The 19,844-nt window shown below is 46.0% G+C and carries 16 protein-coding genes and 2 tRNA genes; 13 read left to right on the forward strand and 5 right to left on the reverse strand.

The window, feature by feature from the left end; genetic code table 11:
- Window positions 1-16: 16 nt before the first annotated feature.
- Window positions 17-1,240, reverse strand: coding sequence for a FecR family protein (locus tag JT717_RS20145; RefSeq protein WP_205512841.1), 1,224 nt, complete (start codon window positions 1,238-1,240; stop codon window positions 17-19).
- Between the two features lie 268 nt (window positions 1,241-1,508).
- On the opposite strand from JT717_RS20145, the gene JT717_RS20150 reads away from it, so the two are divergent.
- The 4 genes from JT717_RS20150 to JT717_RS20165 all read left to right on the forward strand — a co-directional run bounded on the left by JT717_RS20150 (window position 1,509) and on the right by JT717_RS20165 (window position 6,147).
- Entirely contained in the window at window positions 1,509-2,861 is a 1,353-nt protein-coding gene (locus tag JT717_RS20150; protein ID WP_205512842.1) for a MutS-related protein, read from the forward strand.
- Window positions 2,851-4,164, forward strand: coding sequence for a MutS-related protein (locus tag JT717_RS20155; RefSeq protein WP_205512843.1), 1,314 nt, complete (start codon window positions 2,851-2,853; stop codon window positions 4,162-4,164). The genes JT717_RS20150 and JT717_RS20155 overlap by 11 nt, the downstream gene beginning before the upstream one ends.
- Before the next feature lie 70 nt (window positions 4,165-4,234).
- Window positions 4,235-4,828, forward strand: coding sequence for an RNA polymerase sigma factor (locus JT717_RS20160; RefSeq protein WP_205512844.1), 594 nt, complete (start codon window positions 4,235-4,237; stop codon window positions 4,826-4,828).
- A gap of 128 nt (window positions 4,829-4,956) precedes the next feature.
- The gene (locus JT717_RS20165; protein ID WP_205512845.1) at window positions 4,957-6,147 is read left to right on the forward strand and encodes a glycoside hydrolase family 172 protein; all 1,191 of its coding nucleotides are present in this window, start codon (window positions 4,957-4,959) and stop codon (window positions 6,145-6,147) included.
- A 74-nt stretch (window positions 6,148-6,221) separates the two neighbouring features.
- On the opposite strand, the gene JT717_RS20170 is transcribed toward JT717_RS20165, so the two are convergent.
- Window positions 6,222-6,298: transfer RNA gene (locus JT717_RS20170), tRNA-Cys, on the reverse strand.
- 109 nt (window positions 6,299-6,407) lie between these two features.
- Window positions 6,408-6,478, reverse strand: a tRNA-Cys gene (locus tag JT717_RS20175).
- 80 nt (window positions 6,479-6,558) lie between these two features.
- Between JT717_RS20175 and JT717_RS20180 the strand changes: the two genes are divergently transcribed.
- The 4 genes from JT717_RS20180 (at window position 6,559) to JT717_RS20195 (ending at window position 10,029) form a co-directional block, all read left to right on the forward strand.
- On the forward strand, window positions 6,559-7,434 hold the full coding sequence (locus JT717_RS20180; protein ID WP_205512846.1) for a nucleoside phosphorylase: 876 nt from the start codon (window positions 6,559-6,561) through the stop codon (window positions 7,432-7,434).
- 93 nt (window positions 7,435-7,527) lie between these two features.
- Window positions 7,528-8,322: a diaminopimelate epimerase gene (gene dapF / locus JT717_RS20185; RefSeq protein ID WP_205512847.1), complete on the forward strand. Its 795-nt coding sequence runs from the start codon at window positions 7,528-7,530 to the stop codon at window positions 8,320-8,322.
- 196 nt (window positions 8,323-8,518) lie between these two features.
- Window positions 8,519-9,514: a magnesium transporter CorA family protein gene (locus tag JT717_RS20190; protein WP_240348295.1), complete on the forward strand. Its 996-nt coding sequence runs from the start codon at window positions 8,519-8,521 to the stop codon at window positions 9,512-9,514.
- Between the two features lie 59 nt (window positions 9,515-9,573).
- Window positions 9,574-10,029, forward strand: a complete 456-nt coding sequence (locus tag JT717_RS20195) for an NUDIX domain-containing protein (protein WP_205512848.1) — start codon at window positions 9,574-9,576, stop codon at window positions 10,027-10,029.
- 59 nt (window positions 10,030-10,088) lie between these two features.
- Here the strand turns inward: JT717_RS20195 and JT717_RS20200 are convergent, their stop codons facing one another.
- Complete coding sequence (locus tag JT717_RS20200; protein ID WP_205512849.1) at window positions 10,089-10,985, reverse strand: hypothetical protein; 897 nt, start codon at window positions 10,983-10,985, stop codon at window positions 10,089-10,091.
- A 373-nt stretch (window positions 10,986-11,358) separates the two neighbouring features.
- Here JT717_RS20200 and JT717_RS28875 point away from each other — a divergent pair, with 373 nt between their 5' ends.
- Together JT717_RS28875 and JT717_RS20210 are read left to right on the forward strand one after the other, a co-directional pair.
- The gene (locus JT717_RS28875; protein WP_205512850.1) at window positions 11,359-13,038 is read left to right on the forward strand and encodes an ATP-binding cassette domain-containing protein; all 1,680 of its coding nucleotides are present in this window, start codon (window positions 11,359-11,361) and stop codon (window positions 13,036-13,038) included.
- Between the two features lie 167 nt (window positions 13,039-13,205).
- A complete protein-coding gene (locus tag JT717_RS20210; RefSeq protein WP_205512851.1) occupies window positions 13,206-14,297 on the forward strand; it encodes a glycosyltransferase family 9 protein in 1,092 nt (363 codons plus the stop codon).
- Here JT717_RS20210 and JT717_RS20215 read toward each other — a convergent pair.
- On the reverse strand, window positions 14,264-15,826 hold the full coding sequence (locus JT717_RS20215) for a glycosyltransferase family 87 protein (protein WP_205512852.1): 1,563 nt from the start codon (window positions 15,824-15,826) through the stop codon (window positions 14,264-14,266). The two genes, JT717_RS20210 and JT717_RS20215, sit on opposite strands and share 34 nt — an antisense overlap.
- A gap of 235 nt (window positions 15,827-16,061) precedes the next feature.
- Here JT717_RS20215 and JT717_RS20220 point away from each other — a divergent pair, with 235 nt between their 5' ends.
- The 3 genes from JT717_RS20220 to JT717_RS20230 all read left to right on the forward strand — a co-directional run bounded on the left by JT717_RS20220 (window position 16,062) and on the right by JT717_RS20230 (window position 19,703).
- Entirely contained in the window at window positions 16,062-16,934 is an 873-nt protein-coding gene (locus JT717_RS20220; RefSeq protein WP_205512853.1) for a glycosyltransferase family 2 protein, read from the forward strand.
- 590 nt (window positions 16,935-17,524) lie between these two features.
- A complete protein-coding gene (locus JT717_RS20225; protein ID WP_205512854.1) occupies window positions 17,525-19,024 on the forward strand; it encodes a B12-binding domain-containing radical SAM protein in 1,500 nt (499 codons plus the stop codon).
- A gap of 10 nt (window positions 19,025-19,034) precedes the next feature.
- Window positions 19,035-19,703, forward strand: a complete 669-nt coding sequence (locus JT717_RS20230; protein ID WP_205512855.1) for a methyltransferase — start codon at window positions 19,035-19,037, stop codon at window positions 19,701-19,703.
- Window positions 19,704-19,844 lie beyond the last annotated feature (141 nt).

A 19,844-nucleotide genomic window follows, 5' to 3' on the forward strand; every position in this document is an offset into this window, starting at 1 on the left:
AAGCCTATAGTAACTATTATTCGACGCCCGTAATGATCACCTTTCTTCCTTCCATTCTGAAGCGAACGCCCCAGTCTTTCAACCCCTCCATAAAATCAAATAAGGAAAGGTCCCTGTTCACTTTTCCGAAAAACGTTTTCACCGGAATCCCATGCTCGTACACCACTTCTACGTCATACCAGCGTTCCACCTCGCGCATCAATGCTGACAGCGACAGATCGTCCAGGCTGAAAAAGCCATCCTTCCACCCCATTACTTTGCTGATATTGGTATGATGAACCGCGATGCCGGCAGTGTGTGCATTTATTTGCGCCTGTTCTCCGGGTTTCAGGATCACCGGTTTACCGGATTCCTCCTGCATCAGCTGAATGCTCACCCTTCCTTCCAGCAGGGTGGTGCGAAGCGATGTTTCATTGTTATACGCATTCACATTAAAGTGCGTGCCCAGCACGTTGATCATAGCGCGTTGATCGGCTATTACCTCAAAAGGCATCTTTTCCCCCGAGGCAAGCCGTACAGCCGCTACTTCAAAATACACTTCACCGGTTATTTCCACGCTTCGGCGGTTCTCTGTAAATGCTGTAGGAAAGCGTATTGAACTTGCCGCATTCAACCAGACCTTCGAACTATCAGGCAACAACAGTTTATAGATCTTACCCCTGGGCGTAGATAAGGTGTTGTACAAAACTGTATTACCAGTTTTGTTATTGTTGTATGATAACAGGCCTCCCTGTTTCATAACTTCTGCATTCCCCTGTATGGCCACTGCACCATTTTGCACACTGTCAAGGATGATCTCTTTTCCATCAGCCAGCTTCAAGACAGCGCCTTCCGATGCCGGATGCCCGTTATAGGCTGGCTGTACGGTCGCAGCTTCAGTAAGTTGCTTTTCTTTTTTATTTACATTCCACCACACCAGTGCGCCACCAGCTATTATAACGGAAGCCGCTACGGCCGTAAGTTTTCGCGGGTTTAACCACCAGATCATCCGGGCCTTTGACCTTGACTGATCTTCAAAGGTGATCGCTTCTTTTATCTTACTTAAAACGATGCCTTGGCTTGTTTCATACTCTTCCAATGTTGCAGCGAACGCTTCTTCGTCAGTGAACTGCCGGAAAAAATGGCGATGATCTTCGGATTGCTGCACCCATTCATCCAATTCCTGTTTCTCCTGATCATTCAGTTCATCGTTCAGATATTTTGAAATAAGCTGAGCTATCCTGTTTGGCAAGTTGTTCATAACTTTTCCGTTGCACCTTTGATCCTATATAACCCGTGAGCATCCCGCTTTGTCCCGAACATTTAGAAAAAAAATCAGCTGTTGCACCGGTCTTTTTTTTGCGTTGCGCAACCTGACAGTTACCGCATTCTTTTTCAGACTATTAAAACAACGGTCATCGTTATCAGTATATCGTGGTTTACCCCAGCTGTTTACTCGACCAGACGTATTTTACCTTGCCATGTTTTATTTTGGGTAGTATATTCGCCGTTGTACTCAAAACATGCACATGTCGTTCACTACAGATAAACAAAGCCTGGAAGACCTGAACATTTTCGGCAAACAAGGCGGAGATTCCATTTACAACATCTTCAATCGCTGCACAACAAGAGGCGGGGCGGCCATTTTGGAAGAACTGTTCCGGTATCCGCTTGCTGACTATGAAGCTATAAACAAACGCAGCGGCATTATACAATCGTTTGCGTTAGCGGGAACTTCCTTCCCTTTTAAAAGTTCGGACTTCGATGCGGCTGAAGCATATTTAGCCAACACTGATGAGCGCTCGAAACTAACCGTGCAGGAAAATACGGTGACCCGGAAACTGACGAACATGATCGCTATGGACATCGAGACCCAGCAGATCTATAAAGGTGTTGAGTCACTGGTGGAGTTGATGAAGAATGCACAGGAATTGATGCAAGCGCTGAATGGGCATCCCTTCTATAAAGAAGAAAAAGAGGAAATACGCACCATTCTGAATGATCCGGCTTTCGCTGTAATGTATGAGAGTAAGGGAAAGCTTTCGCACGCACAGGTAGCAGCGTTTGATGTGATCCTGCGGTTCCGCCACCGGAACCTGGTTGAAAAGCTGTTGCAACATATTTATTACCTCGACGTTTACCTGGCGATCGCAAAAGTGGCAAACGACAAAAAGTTTGTTTTTCCGAAAGCCCTGCCCGCAGGCCAGTCAAATTTGCTAAAGCTGGAGGGAGTATACCATCCCCAGGTAAAAAACGCTGTACCGAACAATATCCATGTTACCACCGATAACAATGTTATTTTTCTTACCGGCGCCAATATGGCCGGTAAATCAACTTTTATGAAGTCGATTAGCATTGCCATGTTCCTGGCGCATATGGGTTTTCCCGTGGCGGCGCAGCAAATGGAATTCGCCGTGCTCGATGGCGTTTATACCACGATCAACCTTCCCGATAACCTGGGTATGGGCGCCAGTCACTTTTACGCAGAAGTATTGCGTGTAAAGAAAATGGCTGGGGAACTGCAGGCAAAAAAAGATCTCTTTATTGTATTTGATGAACTGTTTCGGGGAACGAATGTGAAAGATGCTTACGAAGCCACGATTGCCATTACCTCGGCCTTCGCAAAGAAAAGAAGGAGCATATTTTTGATCTCCACACATATTATCGAGGCCGGGGATGTGCTGAAAGAAAAATGCAACAATATTAATTTCCTTTACCTGCCTACGCGCATGAGCGGCCATCAACCGGTATATACTTATAAATTAGAACAGGGAATTACCGGCGACCGGCACGGCATGGTGATCATCAACAACGAAAAAATACTGCAGATCCTGCAAAACGGAAAAAAGCAATTACGAAAAACTACTGCATATGGGATTTAAAACGGATAAGCAAACGCTTGACGATCTGAATATAACCGGGAAGTATAAAGCACATTCTTTATTCAGCCTGTTCAATGATACGCATACGGGAGGCGGTGAAAAGCTGCTGGAACTTATGTTTCAACAGCCTTTGTCTGATGCTCTTGCTATAAACCAGCGCAGCGATGTGTTTAAATTTTTTCATAACAAAAAATTGTCGTTCCCTTTCAACCCATCAACCATCCAGGCAGCAGAAACATACCTGGGCGAAGGAACCGCGCATTCGTACGTGGTAGTTGCGGGCGGGCATTTACGAAAGAAGTTCCTGCAAATGGCCATGAAAGACGAACACTATGCCCAGTTGCAGAGCGGGCTGCTGGCAACCATCGATATGTTGAAGGGCTTGCAGCAATTCCTTGCATTATTGGAAGGACATCCTTCCACCGAACTGTTCGAAACCGTTGCCGGCGCTTTTTCAGGCGATACAATGAAATGGCTGAGGGAGCTGCGGATCGATCAACCGCTTAGGCTGTTACAACTGGCGCGATATGATCATCTTATCCGCCATGTACTCCGGGGCGAGATGGAAAACATACTCCGGTTTATTTATCATCTCGACGTCTGTATTGCGGTAAGCAATGTGGCCCGCGACAGGAACTTCTCATATGCACAGGCTCTTCCAAAAGGTGAGCATATATTTAAGACAACTGCATTACACCATCCGGCCCTGAAAAATGGCGTGGCCAACCCGCTTCACCTGCACGAAGAACAGAATGTGCTGTTCCTTACCGGCGCGAATATGGCCGGCAAATCTACATTGATGAAGTCGATCGGTATTGCCGTATATCTGGCTCATATGGGATTTCCTGTTGCAGCTAAGGAGATGGTGTTTTCTGTGAGGGACGGGCTTTATACATCGATCAATGTATCGGATAATCTGAACCTGGGCTACAGCCATTTTTATGCGGAAGTGCTGCGTGTAAAGAAGGTAGCGGAGGAAGTGGCGGAAGGCAGGGACCTGGTGGTCATCTTCGACGAGCTTTTTAAAGGCACCAATGTGAAAGATGCATACGATGCAACGCTGGCTGTTACCAAAGAATTTTCCACCTACCGCAATAGCTTTTTTGTTATTTCCACTCATATCATTGAAGTGGGCGAAGCGCTGAAAACAGCATGTGACAATCTGCAATTTTCTTACCTGCCCACCATTATGGAAGGCAGCGTGCCCAGGTATCCTTATACGCTTCAGGCCGGCATAACCAGCGACCGCCATGGCATGATCATCATTGAAAATGAAAGGATACTTGAAATGATAGATGAGTAAACAGAAAGTTGAGCCTTAATAGAGGTAATATGGGTGACGAAATAATAAATCTAATACCAACGATGGTCTTATGTCGGCTATAGAACTTGACTATGACACGATATTAAAATTCAGAAAAGGGGATGAATCGGCTTTTACCGTCGTTTACAATCATTTCTACAACAGCATATTTTCATTTTGTAAGTATCTGCTACCTGGCATCGAGGATGCGCGGGATATGACGGCGCAACTTTTTATCCTGTTATGGGAAAAAAGAGACCGGTTCGATTCCTACAAAAATCTCCGGGGCTTTCTGTTCTTAAATGCACGGAATAAATGCTTCAATTACCTGCGCAACCAAAAGGCGCGGTCGGCCATCGATAAACAGATCGGCGATTTTACCATTGCAGAAGAAAGGTCTGTTCTCTTTGCCGAGATCGAGTCGGAGCTGATCACCCATATCCGCGAAGAAGTGGAAAAGCTGCCAGATTACTACAGGAATATTTTGAAGCTGGCTTATTTCCAGGGATATGATAACCAGGAGATCGCCGACAAACTTCAGATCAGCGAAAAAACCGTACGCAATGCGAAGTCTATTGCCTTGAAGACAGTCAAAATGGCTTTTCTGAACAGGAACGCAAAAATGAGCTTTTACCTGTATTTGAGTTGCTGTTATTTCAATTAAGCACCTTAGCGTTTTGCGACCGCTGCCCGCCCGCCAACAGGCAAATCCATAACCGTTATAAAATGAGCCCAACTTTCCCTCCTGCTGATGAGATTAAGCATTAGCTTTAAAGTAAACATTCAGCCATTATGAAAAGATCAGCAGTCAGGAAAGCGCGGAACCTCTTAACCGCCGGCGCGCTCTTCTTATTAACCAATCCGCTATTCGCACAACGCACACCGGAGCCATCAGGCGCGGCGCCAACCGAAATCTGGCAATTTCGCGACTACAGCTCACAACGCATCTCCAGTTACGACACCAGCGGTGCCAACGATGACGGCAACTGGAAGAACAAGATCAAACCGGGGGAAACACGCACCATTGGGAATGTAACAGGCCCGGGCATTATCAAACACATGTGGTTTACGATCGCCAGCAACGAAACAAATCACCTGAAAAAGATCGTCCTCAGAATCTATTGGGAAGGAAACAGCACACCAAGCGTCGAAGCGCCTATTGGAGATTTCTTCGGGCTCGGGCTCGCCAAATATTTTCTCTACGAATCGAAATACCTCTCCGTGGGATCGCAGCGTGCGCTGAACTGTTATTTCCCGATGCCATTCCGTAGATCGGCAAAGATCACGATCACCAATGAGGGCGAACATGCAATCGACGCATTTTACTATAATATCGACTGGGAAAAACATGCATCGCTGCCTCAGAACATGACCTACTTCCACGCACAATACCGCCAGGCAATACCAACGGATGGCTGGTCGGCAGATTGGAAACAGAACGGCGATGAAAAGATCAACAACAAACAAAACAAGAACGGAGAAGGAAATTATGTGATCCTTGAAGCCCGGGGCAAAGGTTTTTTTCTCGGCGTTACCCATAGCATTGTGCAAAACCAGGGCGACTGGTGGGGCGAAGGAGATGAAATGATCTTTATCGATGGCGACAAAAATCCGGCTATTCATGGAACAGGAGCAGAAGACTATTACCTCGGCGCATGGTGCTATGGAGGTTGTGGGATCAATCCGTTTGGAAATAATCAACCGACATTCAGCTACTCCGGTTATGGCAATCCCAGAAATGGCGGAGATAATCGCGGCGCCGAATGGACAGTATACCGCTTTCACAGCGAGTCGCCGATTGTGTTTAACAAGTCAATCAAAATGACCATTGAACACGGTCATGCCAATCACCGATCTGATAATTATTATACAGTTGCCTATTGGTATCAGACAGAACCGCATGGCCCCTTCCCTGCTCTACCGGCGGTTAAAGATCGCATTCCGCGCATGGTGAACACGGAAGGACCAACGAATGGTAAATGATTGCAGCGGATCGCACCGAATATAGAACCATCATAAAAACAAAAAAGGACCGCCTTAAGCGATCCTTTTTTTCGAGGTTCCGAGCAGATTCGAACTGCTGTAAAAGGTTTTGCAGACCTCTGCCTATCCGCCAGCTGGCGGACACGGAACCATGTTTTATTTTCCGCTGCAAAGGTTTTTCGACCTCTGCCGCTTTAGTGAACACAAAACCATCATAAAAACAAAAAAAGGACCGCGATTAAGCGATCCTTTTTTTTCGGAGGTTCCGAGCAGATTCGAACTGCTGTAAAAGGTTTTGCAGACCTCTGCCTAGCCACTCGGCCACGGAACCATATTTCACTCGTTTAGAACGAGGTGTGCAAAAGTAGGATATTTGTCGGATATTTGAAACAACCTTTTTAATCCTTTTTTATGCAACGTATCCAGGAATCGGAACTTATTATCAATAAACGGGGGGCTGTATACCACCTCGACCTGCGGCCCGAAGAAATTGCACCTACTATTATTACGGTTGGCGACCCCGAACGGGTGACGGCCGTCAGTAAATACTTCGACCGTATTGAACATAAACGCAACCAGCGCGAGTTCATCTCCCATACCGGCTTCCTGGGCAAAACAAGGCTGACCGTCATTTCTACCGGCATCGGTCCGGATAATATTGATATTGTACTAAACGAGCTCGACGCCCTGGTGAATATCGACCTCGAGAACCGTACCATCAGGCCCCAGCTCAGTCCCCTCAACATCATCCGGGTGGGTACCGCCGGCGCCCTCCAGGCCGATATCCCTACCGACAGTTTCGTGGTTTCCACCCATGGCCTGGGCATCGATAACCTGTTGAACTTCTACCGGTACGACGAAAATGAGGAAGAAAAGGCCTTATTGCAATCCTTCATTACCCAAACCCAGCTCAACCACCGCATTTCCCAACCCTATATCTGCGGCAGCAGCGCCCATCTTATTAAACATTTCGTCAATAACTTCCACCACGGCATTACGGTCACCTGTCCGGGCTTTTATGGCCCCCAGGGCCGCATTTTACGGCTCGGGCTGAGCCATCCCCAGCTCATTGACCGCCTTACCCAGTTCAGTTTCGGTCCACATCGTATAACCAACTTCGAAATGGAGACCTCCGCTATTTACGGCCTGGGCAAACTGCTGGGGCATCATTGCCTTTCCATCAGCGCGATTGTGGCCAACCGTGTTACCAAACAATTCTCGAAAGACAGCCAGGCAACCATTGAAAAACTGATCAAAAGAACGCTGGATGTCATAAGTGCATGGTAATTGAAACAAAGTAAATAACAATCTGTTATAATAGGACAGGCCATTATGGTTCTAAACCAGTTTGTAGTAATATTGCAAGAGGAACAATCAATTATGGAATTAGTATTTCACAAATACCAGGGAACAGGAAACGACTTTGTTATTCTGGACAACCGCGATGAACGTTACAATGGATTAACTGTAGAACAGGTGCGCTTTATGTGCAACCGCCGTTTCGGGATCGGCGCCGATGGACTCATGTTACTGAACAATGCCAACGGATACGATTTCGAAATGAAATATTATAATGCCGATGGCCGGGAAAGCACTATGTGCGGCAATGGCGGCCGCTGCCTGGTGAAATTTGCCTATAATATCGGCATCCGTAAGGATAAATATAATTTCATAGCCGTAGATGGCCCCCATGAAGCCGAGATCGACGATGACGGCACGGTGAGCCTTAAAATGAAAGATGTGAAAGGCGTGAAAGACTATCACAGCGATTTTATTGTGGATACCGGTTCGCCCCACTATATCAAACTCACGCCCAATGTATGGGATTATGATGTTTACAAAAAAGGAAAAGATATCCGCTACAGCAATGCCTTCGCCAAAGAAGGCATCAATGTGAACTTCGTAGAACAGAAAAATAACGATGAAATAATAGTGCGCACCTACGAACGCGGTGTGGAAGATGAGACCCTCTCCTGCGGTACCGGCGTTACCGCCAGCGCCCTGGTATGTTATCATAACGAACGGGGTTTCAACGATGTAACCGTTCAAACCCGCGGTGGTAAACTAACCGTTGAGTTTGACCGGATCGACGACGATACCTACGAGAACATCTGGTTATGCGGCCCCGCTGAAAAAGTATTTGAAGGCGCTGTAACACTGGGCAATAAGCAATAGACAAGAGGCAAAAGGCAATAGACAACCGGCAATAAGCAACAGACAAGAGGCAACAGGCAATAGACAACCGGCAATAAGCAACAGACAAGAGGCAAAAGGCAATAGACAACCGGCAATAAGCAACAGGCAAAAGGGAGATCCGCGATTGATAAGGAAGCCTGAATATCCGGCAATCCTTGCCAATTGCCGATTGCCAATGGCAAAATTGGTTTCCCTTGCCAATTGGCATTTGTCTATTACCTTTGCGCCGCCTATGATCCAGTACTTCAAAAATATCAATAAACAAACCATAGCGATCGATAAGCCCGATAACGGGGCCTGGGTGAACATTCTTCCGCCGCTGAAACAGGAGGAGTTCTCGGAATTGGCCAATAGCCTGGATATTCCGCTCGACTTCCTCACCGACTCGCTGGATATTGATGAAAGAACCCGTTTTGAAGAGGCTGACAATGTAAAACTGGTGGTCATAAAGACCCCTACCGAAAACAACTCATTTAACGAAAGCGACGCCTACTATATCACCATTCCCATCTGTATCATCATTACCCACAACCAGATCGTAACGGTGAACTCCTTCGAGAATGGCGCTATCAAAAAATTCCTGAACACCTTTCAGAACCGGCATCCCGATAACCGCAAAATGATGGTGCTGAAGATCATTGAAAAGATCATTCAGACCTATCTCGAATTCCTGAAAGAGATCAATCAACGCCGGAATATATTGGAGCAGAAACTGTATGCCGCCAGCCGTAATGAACAACTCCTGCAGCTGATGCGCATCCAGAAAAGCCTGGTGTATTTCGTAACGGCGCTTCGCTCGAACGAAATGCTGCTGATGAAAATCGAACGCACCAATTTCCTTGGACTGAACGAAGATGAGAAAGAGTTCCTGAATGACCTTATTGTAGATAATGCCCAGGCGCTGGAAATGTCGAACATCTATACCAATATCCTCAGCAGTACCCTCGATGCTTTTGCAAGTATCATTGCCAATAACCAGAACGAAGTATTGAAACGGTTATCGGTAATAACCATCGTATTGACCCTGCCCGTACTGGTGGCCAGTATATATGGAATGAATGTGCCCATCCCCTACGCACATTCCCCTTTTGCCTTTTACATACCTGTATTTTTATCACTGGTGATATCGCTGGTGATCGGCTGGTTCTTTTTGAAAAAGAAGATCTTTTAGCAAAACGCTTTACGCTTATTGCGTAACGAGCATAAACAAAAACCGATAACCAATTCCTTATGTTCAGTATCAGAGTATATGGCATCCTGATCGGCGAAAACAAACAGGTGCTCGTTAGTGATGAATTGATCCGCGGTGGTAAATACACCAAATTCCCCGGTGGCGGACTGGAATTCGGTGAGGGCACCCGCGATTGTTTGAAAAGAGAGTTCAAAGAAGAAATGGATCTCGACATCCGGGTGGGCGATCATATTTACACCACCGATTATTTCCAGATCAGCGCATTCAACCCCAGCCACCAGATCATCTCTATCTACTATTACGCACATCCGCTGGAACCTATAAAAGCCCCCCTTCGTCAGAAACCATTTGATTTTGACGAACAGCAAATGGCAGTATATAAAGAAAAAGGAGAAACAGAAACATTCCGCTTCATCGACTGGGACGATTTCTCAGAAGCCTCTGTTTCCCTGCCGATCGACAAGATCGTTGCCAAAATGCTGAAATCCCTGTAATGCCTGGTTGGGTCACCTGGTGGGTTGGGTCACTTCCTGTTTAAATCAACTGCAAGCGCTCAGGCAGGAAAAATGCCTGCGAAATAAGTTGCCGTCTTCTTTAGCTTACCTGGTTGTGAAGAGTGCATTTTCTTCACAAATCGAATTGGTAAAGTTGCCAGCACCCCTTTTTTATCATAGATATAAATAAAGCCCCCGTTCTTTATCCCAAATACATAACCGGTTCCCTCACCGACCGCTTCCTGGTCCTGCCGCGAAGGGCCCTGCACATAATTGATCAACCGGCGGGAACTGGTTTGTGCAAATTGCACGCGGTTATGCTGATGTGCACTGTTGCGGTCACTGTGTAATGCTTCTTCTACATATCCTTCCGGATGACTATGATAATATACCAGGGCTTTTTCTTTGATCGTCAATGTGGCGCCCTGCAACCACCGGGGATCTGACAATTCCCCGCTGATACAGGTGACGGTGCCATCGGGAAATACCACTCCGCCATGTTCTTTTTGCTGCGCACCGGGGCCCGAACAACGCACCACAATGTTTTCATACATCCGGCGCATAATTCGTTTGTCCAATACAGGTATAATATTTTCCAATACAAGCGGATCATTGATCCTGCCCTGTTTTATCAATTTTGCTACTTTTCTCGCCAGTGGTCTTGTAATATTGGCCACAGCCGCAGTATTATACCCGGCGCTCAGCTGTTTGGTTGAATCGTCTTTTGGTATCTCGTCAAATATTTCGTCATAGCTCTTTTTGGTTCTGATAATATAGTTGCCTGCTTTTTCTGCATGCACATCCTGCCACAGCAATTTGCCGCGTTCATTATAATAATAAGCTGTGTCAGTTAAACCGACGGTTGCGAGAACGAGATCGGGGTGCAGGATTGAAAAGAATACGAGAATATAAAAGATGGGCTTGACGGAGATACATGAAAAAAGATACTTTTTCATATAGATAAGGTTTACAATGAAAAATAAGATACAATTACCAATCCGGGAATAAGTGACTTCAACAAAGGGCTGGATAGAAATAAAATAAATCCTGGTAGTGCGGCAAATCCTGGCTAAGCAATCAAACAGTGCAGTATAACAACAAACGGGCTGCAATAATAAGCTGTATAAATTGTTCAACCAAATTTACAGGTTGGAGAAAACACTTATGTGACTTAATCTTTTCTTAAACTTTATATAAGGAACTGATAACTATTTATTAATTGAACAAGATAGAAAGAGCAGCAGGGTCTTCCAGCAACCGCTGCGCGCATTTTTGCGTAGAAGTTATAACAGCAAAACAGTTTCACCTTTTAAAACATGATGCAGATCAGTGATAGCTATCCTTACTAAAACGCTGAACATTTTAACCGCTCACGAAAAAAAACAGTGGGGCTGGTTAACCGGCCTTTCGCTGGTGATCAGCCTCGCCGATATCGCATCCCTTGCCCTCTTATTATACATCATTCATTTTTATACACAACCGGTAGATGCCGTTAGCACCTTCGCTCCACTTGTAGGCGAACCGCTCGCCAAAAGCCTCTTCACCCATTCATCATTACTGCTGATCATAGTATTCTTTCTTTTGTTCAGCATGAAGAACCTGGCGGCCTATCTTATCAATAGCTGGCAAAGCCGGTTCGTGCACCAGGTGGCATCCCGCATTTCACGTAATAATATGCGGCAATATCTGGAAGGCCATTACATGGATTATATTCATACCGACTCCGCGCAATTCACCCGCACCATCAGCCTGCAACCACTGGAATTCAGTCAGCATGTGCTGGCGCCTCTGCAACAGTTATTTACAGAATTGATGTTGATCCTGTTATCCATCACGGCCATCCTGCTTTTCAATGCCAAACTGTTCCTGTTATTGTTGATCATCCTGCTGCCGCCGGTGATCCTTGCCAGCTCGTTCACTAAAAGAAAACTGCATACTGCCCGCAATTATATTAAAAGCAGCCGCACGGGCATGTGGCAACGCCTGCATGAATCCATCACCGGCTATGTAGAAAGTAATATTTATAAGCGGAATGCATTTTTTACCGAACGGTATGCTGCCGCCCAGGAAACACTTAACCACCATCAATCTACCCTGGTATCGTTACAGGCTTTGCCTGCCCGGCTGGCAGAAGTATTTGCGGTATTTGGCCTGCTGGTATTAATTGTGATCAGTAGCCTGGCGGGTGACGCAAACAATGCTACCCAGCTCGTAACCCTGGGTGCTTTCATGGCTGCTGCCTATAAGATCATTCCGGGTATTGCACGCATGTTGAATGCGACCGGACAGATCCGCACCTATGCCTTTACTATCAATGACCTGGTACAAGAAAATAAAACGACAAAAGTGCCAGGCAGTCAAACACCGCCGCCCATACATACAATAACACTCGAGCAGCTGAATTTTACCTATGGGCAGCAGGCCATTCTTACTGATCTTTCCTGCCAGCTGCAGCAAGGTGAACTGGTTGGCATCGATGGCGCTTCCGGGAAAGGAAAGACCACCCTGTTGAATATTCTATTGGGATTTATTACGCCCGAAAGCGGACGGTTATACATTAATCAACAGCCAGTGAGCCATGAACAATGTAAAGCATACTGGCCGCAGATCGCCTATGTTAAACAGCAGCCGTTTTTTATGTACGATACCTTGCTGGCCAATATTACCCTGAACGGCGGGCAGTATCATCATCAAAGGCTGCATCAGGCGCTTGAGATGGCCGGCCTTTCGGAATGGCTGCCGTTTTTACCAGCCGGCCTTCATACCCAGCTTACAGAGAATGCAAAGAATATCAGCGGCGGACAGCGCCAACGCATTGCCCTGGCCCGCGCATTGTATAAAGAAGCAAGTGTGCTCATCCTGGATGAACCTTTTAGTGAACTGGATGAAAAAGCAGAAGAGAAGCTTTTACACCATCTGCATCAATTAGCCGCCGCAGGTAAGATCATTATCCTGATCACCCATAACAAAAAAAGCCTGCAGGCCTGTAATAAGATCATAAAGCTCTGAGCGGCTGGTGGCCCCCCCACTGGCAACCCACCCTCTGTTTCCAGCGTATTATTCTTCACAAATATTTCCTGCCAGTGCAATTACCAGCCAACCGAAAACTAGATAAATACCTTGGTTACTGCCTGATCGCTTTTTTGCTTCCGCTAACCCGGTTGCTGGGAATTCTCATGCGCAGGGATCACCATCTGCAGGAACCGCCCCGGTACCTGCTCTTTGTAAAATTGCTGGGCCTGGGCAGCCTGGTCATAGCCACAGGATCCATTCAGGCACTGCGCCAAAAAATGCCCAACACCCGTTTTATTTTGCTCACCGATGCCAATATCGCTGCCGGCATTGAACCATTCGGGGTATTCGATGAGATCTGGCCGGTTCATACCAGCAGCCTCTTTATCACGATCACCAATTCAATAAGATATATCATACGGTCCTGGCGGCTTAAAAAATTATGGGTGGCGGACCTGGAAGTCTATTCAAAACTAACCACCGTATACGCTTTACTCACCATGGCCAGGAACCGGTTTGGATTTCATTTACCGCCCGTATTCTTCCGGAAATTTCTCAACACCCATAATATTCCCTTCGAACAGGGCACCTGCCTGGAAGATAATTATCTACATATGGCACAGGTGATCGCCAACACGAATCTGCTTCCACGATTGGAACAAAACAGGTTTCGGTCAAATGAATGGGAAAAGCCTTATATCCTGGTGAACAATACCTGCAGTAAACTGGCGCTTGTGCGCAAGCTGCCCGATGAAACCGTTGCAGCCATTTGCCACTGGATCCTGAACCATACCCTTTATCGCATTGCTTTCCTCGGTGCCGCTAATGATAGAAACGATATTAACCGGTTCATAGATCAATACCTGCCAGCTTATACACAGCATGGACTAGTAACCAATATGGCTGGTGTCCTTGATTTCAAGGCCTATTACCGGTTTATAAGCGAAAAAGCCGCCTGCATCGTGACCATAGATAGCGGCCCTTTACATCTTGCCCGCAAACTGGGTTTGCCTACGATCTCTGTCTGGGGGCCCACCAACCCCGCGCATTATTTAAAAATGCAAGCCGGTGAAGAAAACCGTCATTTGTATTGCTATAATAAAACAGCCTGTTCTCCCTGCGTGCATCGTTTTGAACAGTTGCCCTGCAAGGGCAATAATGTTTGTATGAAAGAAATACCTGCTGAACGGATCATTGAAAGGATCAGCCGCTTATTGGAGTATCATTCTGCAACTTTCAGTCTGCGCAATGTGTAAAAACCAAAGCCCCGGTTCTTATCGGAGAGATAAATAATTTCTTTTCCATTCACCAGCATGGCCTGGCGTTTACGGTCCGGGCTGTCAGTAAGCTGTTTATCCTTAAAATACAGCTGGTTGTTTTCGATCTGCACCTCCCGGGTGGTAAAACTGTTTACAGCATAACCGGTGACGCTTTCATGGTCGCCCTTTTCATCCCAGTAATAATACACCAGTTTATTATTTTTAATGGTATAGTCATATACCAGCGGCAGGTCTGCCGGCAGTAAATAATTGCTGTTATCGGATCGGTCTTTGAATTTACCGGCGTCTGCCACGAACAACAATATAGCTATTGCAATAAATGGCTTGGCCGCCACCTGTATCCTCGCTTCCCAGATCAATATGCCGAACAGGAACAACAAGAGGTATAAACGTGGGTATTGTAACAACAATGGCCAGCCGCCCAATGCCTGTACCGGGATAAGACCCATTAAAAACACCAGCACCATAGCTGTATACAGGTAAACCGCTTTGTTATAGGTCAGTGCCAGCAAGGGTATCAGCAGCAGGACCAAAGAATAGGTGCTGCCATTGGGCGACAATAAAAGGCTTGCGGTTATCCAGGCCGCAAAAGCGGTAAAACCCGAAACTTTCTTTTGTAATGTAATACCAATACAGCCGGCGAGTACCAGGGCTTTGAAGAATACCATGCAACTAATGAACAAGGGAGTACTGTTAATTATTACCTGCGGGTTCTGCACAGCATCATAGACAAACCCGTTTTTCAGCAACATATATGCGGACTGGAACATCCAGGTATAACTATCATTGAGTTCACCACTGTTGGCGCGGGGAAAAATGGTGAACACATAATAACGCCAGGGCGCCCAACCGTTTACGATCAGCGAAAGCGATCCAAACAATAAACACGCGGCTGTACAATACAGGAGCTGTTCGTATTGTTTCTTTATCAATAGAAAGAAAAGGATCAGCAAGGGGAATAACTTAAAACAGATAGCTGCCGCCCATAACAAGGCAGCTCCTACCGTTCTTCCTTTTTTGTAGGCCAGGTAGCCTTCCAGCAGTAAGGCCGTCAATAACAGGTATGCCTGTCCAAAATAGATATTGTTGCGTAAGGGAATAAAGAATAGCAGGGGTAAAAGCCAGCTTACCCATGGAGGAACAGCCAGGTATTTAATGGCCCGCGCCACTGCGATCACAAATAAGGCGGCCGACAGGATATTAAACACCACTTTGGCCCATGCCACCGGCAGGAGCAGGAAAGGCGCCAGCACAATAGAACTAAATGGCGGAAACGGCGTATAGGATACAAAAACGCCGCTATAGCCTTCCCGGGCGATCAGTTCGTTCAGCGACCAGGTATCATATACGGTCTGATAATTCCTCTGTAACAATTCCCTGCTTCCGAAATAATAACCTGCAAAATCAGAGAAAGGTGCAGCAGCGGCTTTAAAAATAAAATAGCCCAGCAAGGCCGTAAGGAAGAAGATGGGGTAATATGAATTATTCAGTTTAATGTTAATCAATACGGCGAAGGTATCTGGAAGGTTGTTTAGGGGATTAAGAAATGGTTGCAGGTTACAGGAAATACTGTTACCGGTTACCAGTTACCGGTTGCCGGGCAAAAGGCAGGACAGCATGAAATTCAGGGCCTGGAAACCGGTGACCTGAAACCGGTAACCTGCAACACATACCTAGTAACTGGTATCATTCACCATACAGAAAAGCAACGATACGCCAACATTACTCGTATTTACTCGCATGGTAAGCGTCATTCTCACTACATATAACCGGGCGCATTTGGTTATAGAAAGCATCTACAGCGTACTGAATCAAACCTTTACCGACCTGGAACTCATCATTGCCGATGATGGGTCTAATGACAATACCGAAGAGCAGGTAAGGGCCATTCCGGATCCCCGTATCCGCTATTATAAATTAACCCACACCGGCCGCACCGCCATCCTGAAAAATTTTGCCATCCGCCAGGCAAACGGATCGCTCATCGCCTTTAATGATTCGGATGATAGCTGGACGGAAAGCAAACTGGAAAAACAGGTGGCCTTATTAACTGAACAGCCTGAACTAGGCTTTTCCATTACCGATGCCATCACTTATAAAGCCGGCGAGGTGCTGACGCCGCGCACCTATACCAGGCGCCGTGGCATAGAATGCACGAATATTTTTGACCGCCTGAAAGAAAACCGCTTTGTGGTGTATAACCCAACCCTGGTGCTGCATCGCTCCTGTTTTGAGAAAACAGGTTGGTTCAATGAAGATATGCCTTTCGGCTCCGATTATCATTTCAATATGCGCCTGGCCTGGCATTATGATGCAGGTATTATTTATGAACCGCTGTTATGGCGCCTTCTGCATGAAAGCAATGAAAGCAGCCAGATCCCCGTTGAAAATTATAACGGGTTTCTTGAGACCTTTGAATACCTGTACCGCCACAAGATGGTTTCCAGGAAACACCTGCACAAAGCGAAAAGCCATGCCTATTTACATATCGGCCATGTGTTTAAGCAACAACGGAACCTGCCCGCCGCCCGGTTTCATTACCGCTTGTCTTTGAAATACAATTTATTGCAACCACAATGCTACTGGCAGTTATTGAAAACCCTGGGAGCCTAAGATGCGTTTGATCAGCTTATCACTGCGATTTTTTGCATGAACGTATTAGTTTCTGCGAGATATGGTCAACTTTTATGGATCGTTGCCAAAACTTGTTGCTCGTTATTGCTTTATACAGCATATTATTAAGCTTTACGCATCCTTGCCAAATTTTGGGAAGTTTTACAAGATTTTAGTCTTTCATATCAAATTCAATAAAATTTTACCAGCATAACAAAAATGTTGTCAAGTTTTATTGATTGTTGCCAAAAGTCATAAAATGTTGTCAGTAGTTGGAGAACATTGTCAACTTCCAGGAATTTTCGTCAAACTGCATTGAATTTTATCAGTCTTTGCAAGATGTTGTCAAATTTTATCAGATCTTGTCAAATGCTTCAGCGTATTATCAGATTTTAAGAATTGTTGTCAACTTTATCAATTCTTATCAACTTCTTCAGGATATTAATAACTCTTAAAGAGCTATTCAGCCTTTTCGCTTTCCGCAGTCAGCACTATATTCCCCGCGAGGCAACTCCACCACTCAATTATTCGTATGATCCTCAATGACCTGACGGCCTGAACCAGAAGCCGCCCGGTTTAACCGGTTTTACATGAATAAAGTATTATTGTTCAACCCGCGCAGCGCCAGAACCAAACCCAGGATCCCCAATTCTATTCTTTCCATAGCAGCCGCTTTGGAAGGAATCTATGGTTATGCGATCATTGATGGAAATCTGGAAACAGATCCCTGGCAAAAGATAAATAGCTACCTCGCCAGCGGAGAATTCGCCTATTTCGGCTGTACATGTATGCCCGGACCGCAACTACGGCAAGCCATTCCTTTCTCAAAACAGATCCGTGAACTATATCCGGATGTCAGGATCATTTGGGGCGGTTATTTTCCATCCAATCAGCCGAAAGTGGTGCTGTATTCCGGCTTTGTAGATTTTATAGTGAACGGCCCCGGCGAAAAATGTTTCCCGGCTTTATTACAGGCCCTCGACAAAGGCCAATCATATACCAGCATTCCCAACCTTATCTATCGCGGGGCGCAGGGAATTATAAAAACCGGGAAAGACGAATTGTACGACCAGGATGCCCTGCCGCGCCTGCCTTACGAAACACTCAACCAGTTTTACCCGCTGCGGCGCTACCTGGGAAAGACCTACCTCGGCACGCGTACCATCGCTTATCACAGCAGTGTGGGTTGTCCGTTCAAGTGTTCCTTTTGTGCAGTCGTGCCCATTTACAATGCCCGCTGGCGCGGAAAAAGTGCAGCAGGCATTTACCAGGACATTAAATTCCTGAAGGATAATTACGGCGGCAATGCCATTGAATTCCACGACAATAATTTTTTTGTTTCTGAAAAAAGAACCGTTGCCTTTTCCAAACTCATAAAGGATGAGAACATGGTATGGTGGGGCGAAGGCAGGATCGATACGATCGATAAATACAGCGATGAGTCATTGGAACTGATGCGTGCTTCCGGTTGCAAAATGATCTTCTTTGGCGCCGAAACGGGAAACGATGAGATCTTGCAACGTATGGATAAAGGCGGCACACAAAGCAGTGCACAGATCAGGGCTTTCGCCGCCCGCATGGCCAAATTCGATATCATACCGGAATATTCATTTGTCCTGGGCACACCTGCCGATACGCCCGAACAGGTGATGAAACAGATTGACCAGGACATCGCCTTCATTAAAGAGATCAAAAGCATTAATCCCAAAACGGAGATCATCATCTATTTATACAGCCCGGTACCTACTGAAGGTTCTGAACTCTATAAAAAAGTGCTGGCAAGCGGATTTCATTTCCCCGAGCAACTGGAAGACTGGATCAGTCCGCACTGGGAAAATTTCGATCTGCGCAAGAACCCTTTGACGCCCTGGTTAACACCCGAAATGGTTGACAAAATAAAGGATTTTGAAACGGTGCTGAATGGTTATTATCCTACGGTATCGGACATCCGGTTAAGCGCTTTTAAACGGGGCGTCATGCGGACTGTCTCGGCTATTCGCTATAAAACCGGCGTATACTGGAAGCCTTATGAATTAAAGCTGTTACAGCTCTTGTGGAAATACCGGCAACCTGAAATTGAAGGATTTTAAGGAAAACACATTGAAACAAACCATCAAAAAAATAACGACCCGCTTATACAAACCGCTGCTGGTAAAATACCTGTCGGCCACCCGCACTTATTCGTACAAAGGGATAAAGCTGGTAATACCCCCGGCTGTTTTTCATCCGGGCTTTTTCTTCAGCACCCGTTTACTATTGCGATACATTGCATCACTGCCTTTAAAAAATAAATTGTTCCTGGAACTCGGCGCAGGCAGCGGACTCATCGCCATGTATGCAGCGCGGCAGGGCGCAACAGCTACCGCAACCGATATCAATCCGGTAGCTGTACATGCCCTGGAAATGAACCGGCGAAGCAATCGTACTCCCCTGACCGTTATCCAGTCGGACCTGTTCAGAAATATTCCCCAACAGGCATTCGACATTATTGCAATTAATCCACCTTATTATAAAAAGCAACCCCAGACCCCGGCGGAGTATGCCTGGTATTGCGGCGAAGCGGGTGAGTATTTCCAGCAATTGTTCTGCGGATTACAAAACTATATGCATGCACAGTCCATGGTGCTGATGATCCTGTGCGATGGCTGTGATATACCCATGATCAAAGAAATGGCCCGGGCGAATGGGTTTAGATTGTATTGCGTGTTTGAGAAGAAGAATTGGATTGAAACTAATTTCATTTTTATGATTGAGAAGTTGACTGGTTGACGAGTTGACGAGTTGAAAAGTTGACAAGGTTGACAAGTTGATAAAGGATAAAGAAGGTGATGAAGTAATAAGTAGTATGAGATCAGAAAAAATGTAGTGAGGCTTGAAATTTGGGCCATTGACCATTCACCATTGACCATT

Origin of the sequence: Longitalea arenae (genome assembly GCF_016924755.1) — a bacterium.
In the GTDB taxonomy this organism is placed as follows: Bacteria; Bacteroidota; Bacteroidia; order Chitinophagales; family Chitinophagaceae; genus Niastella; species Niastella arenae.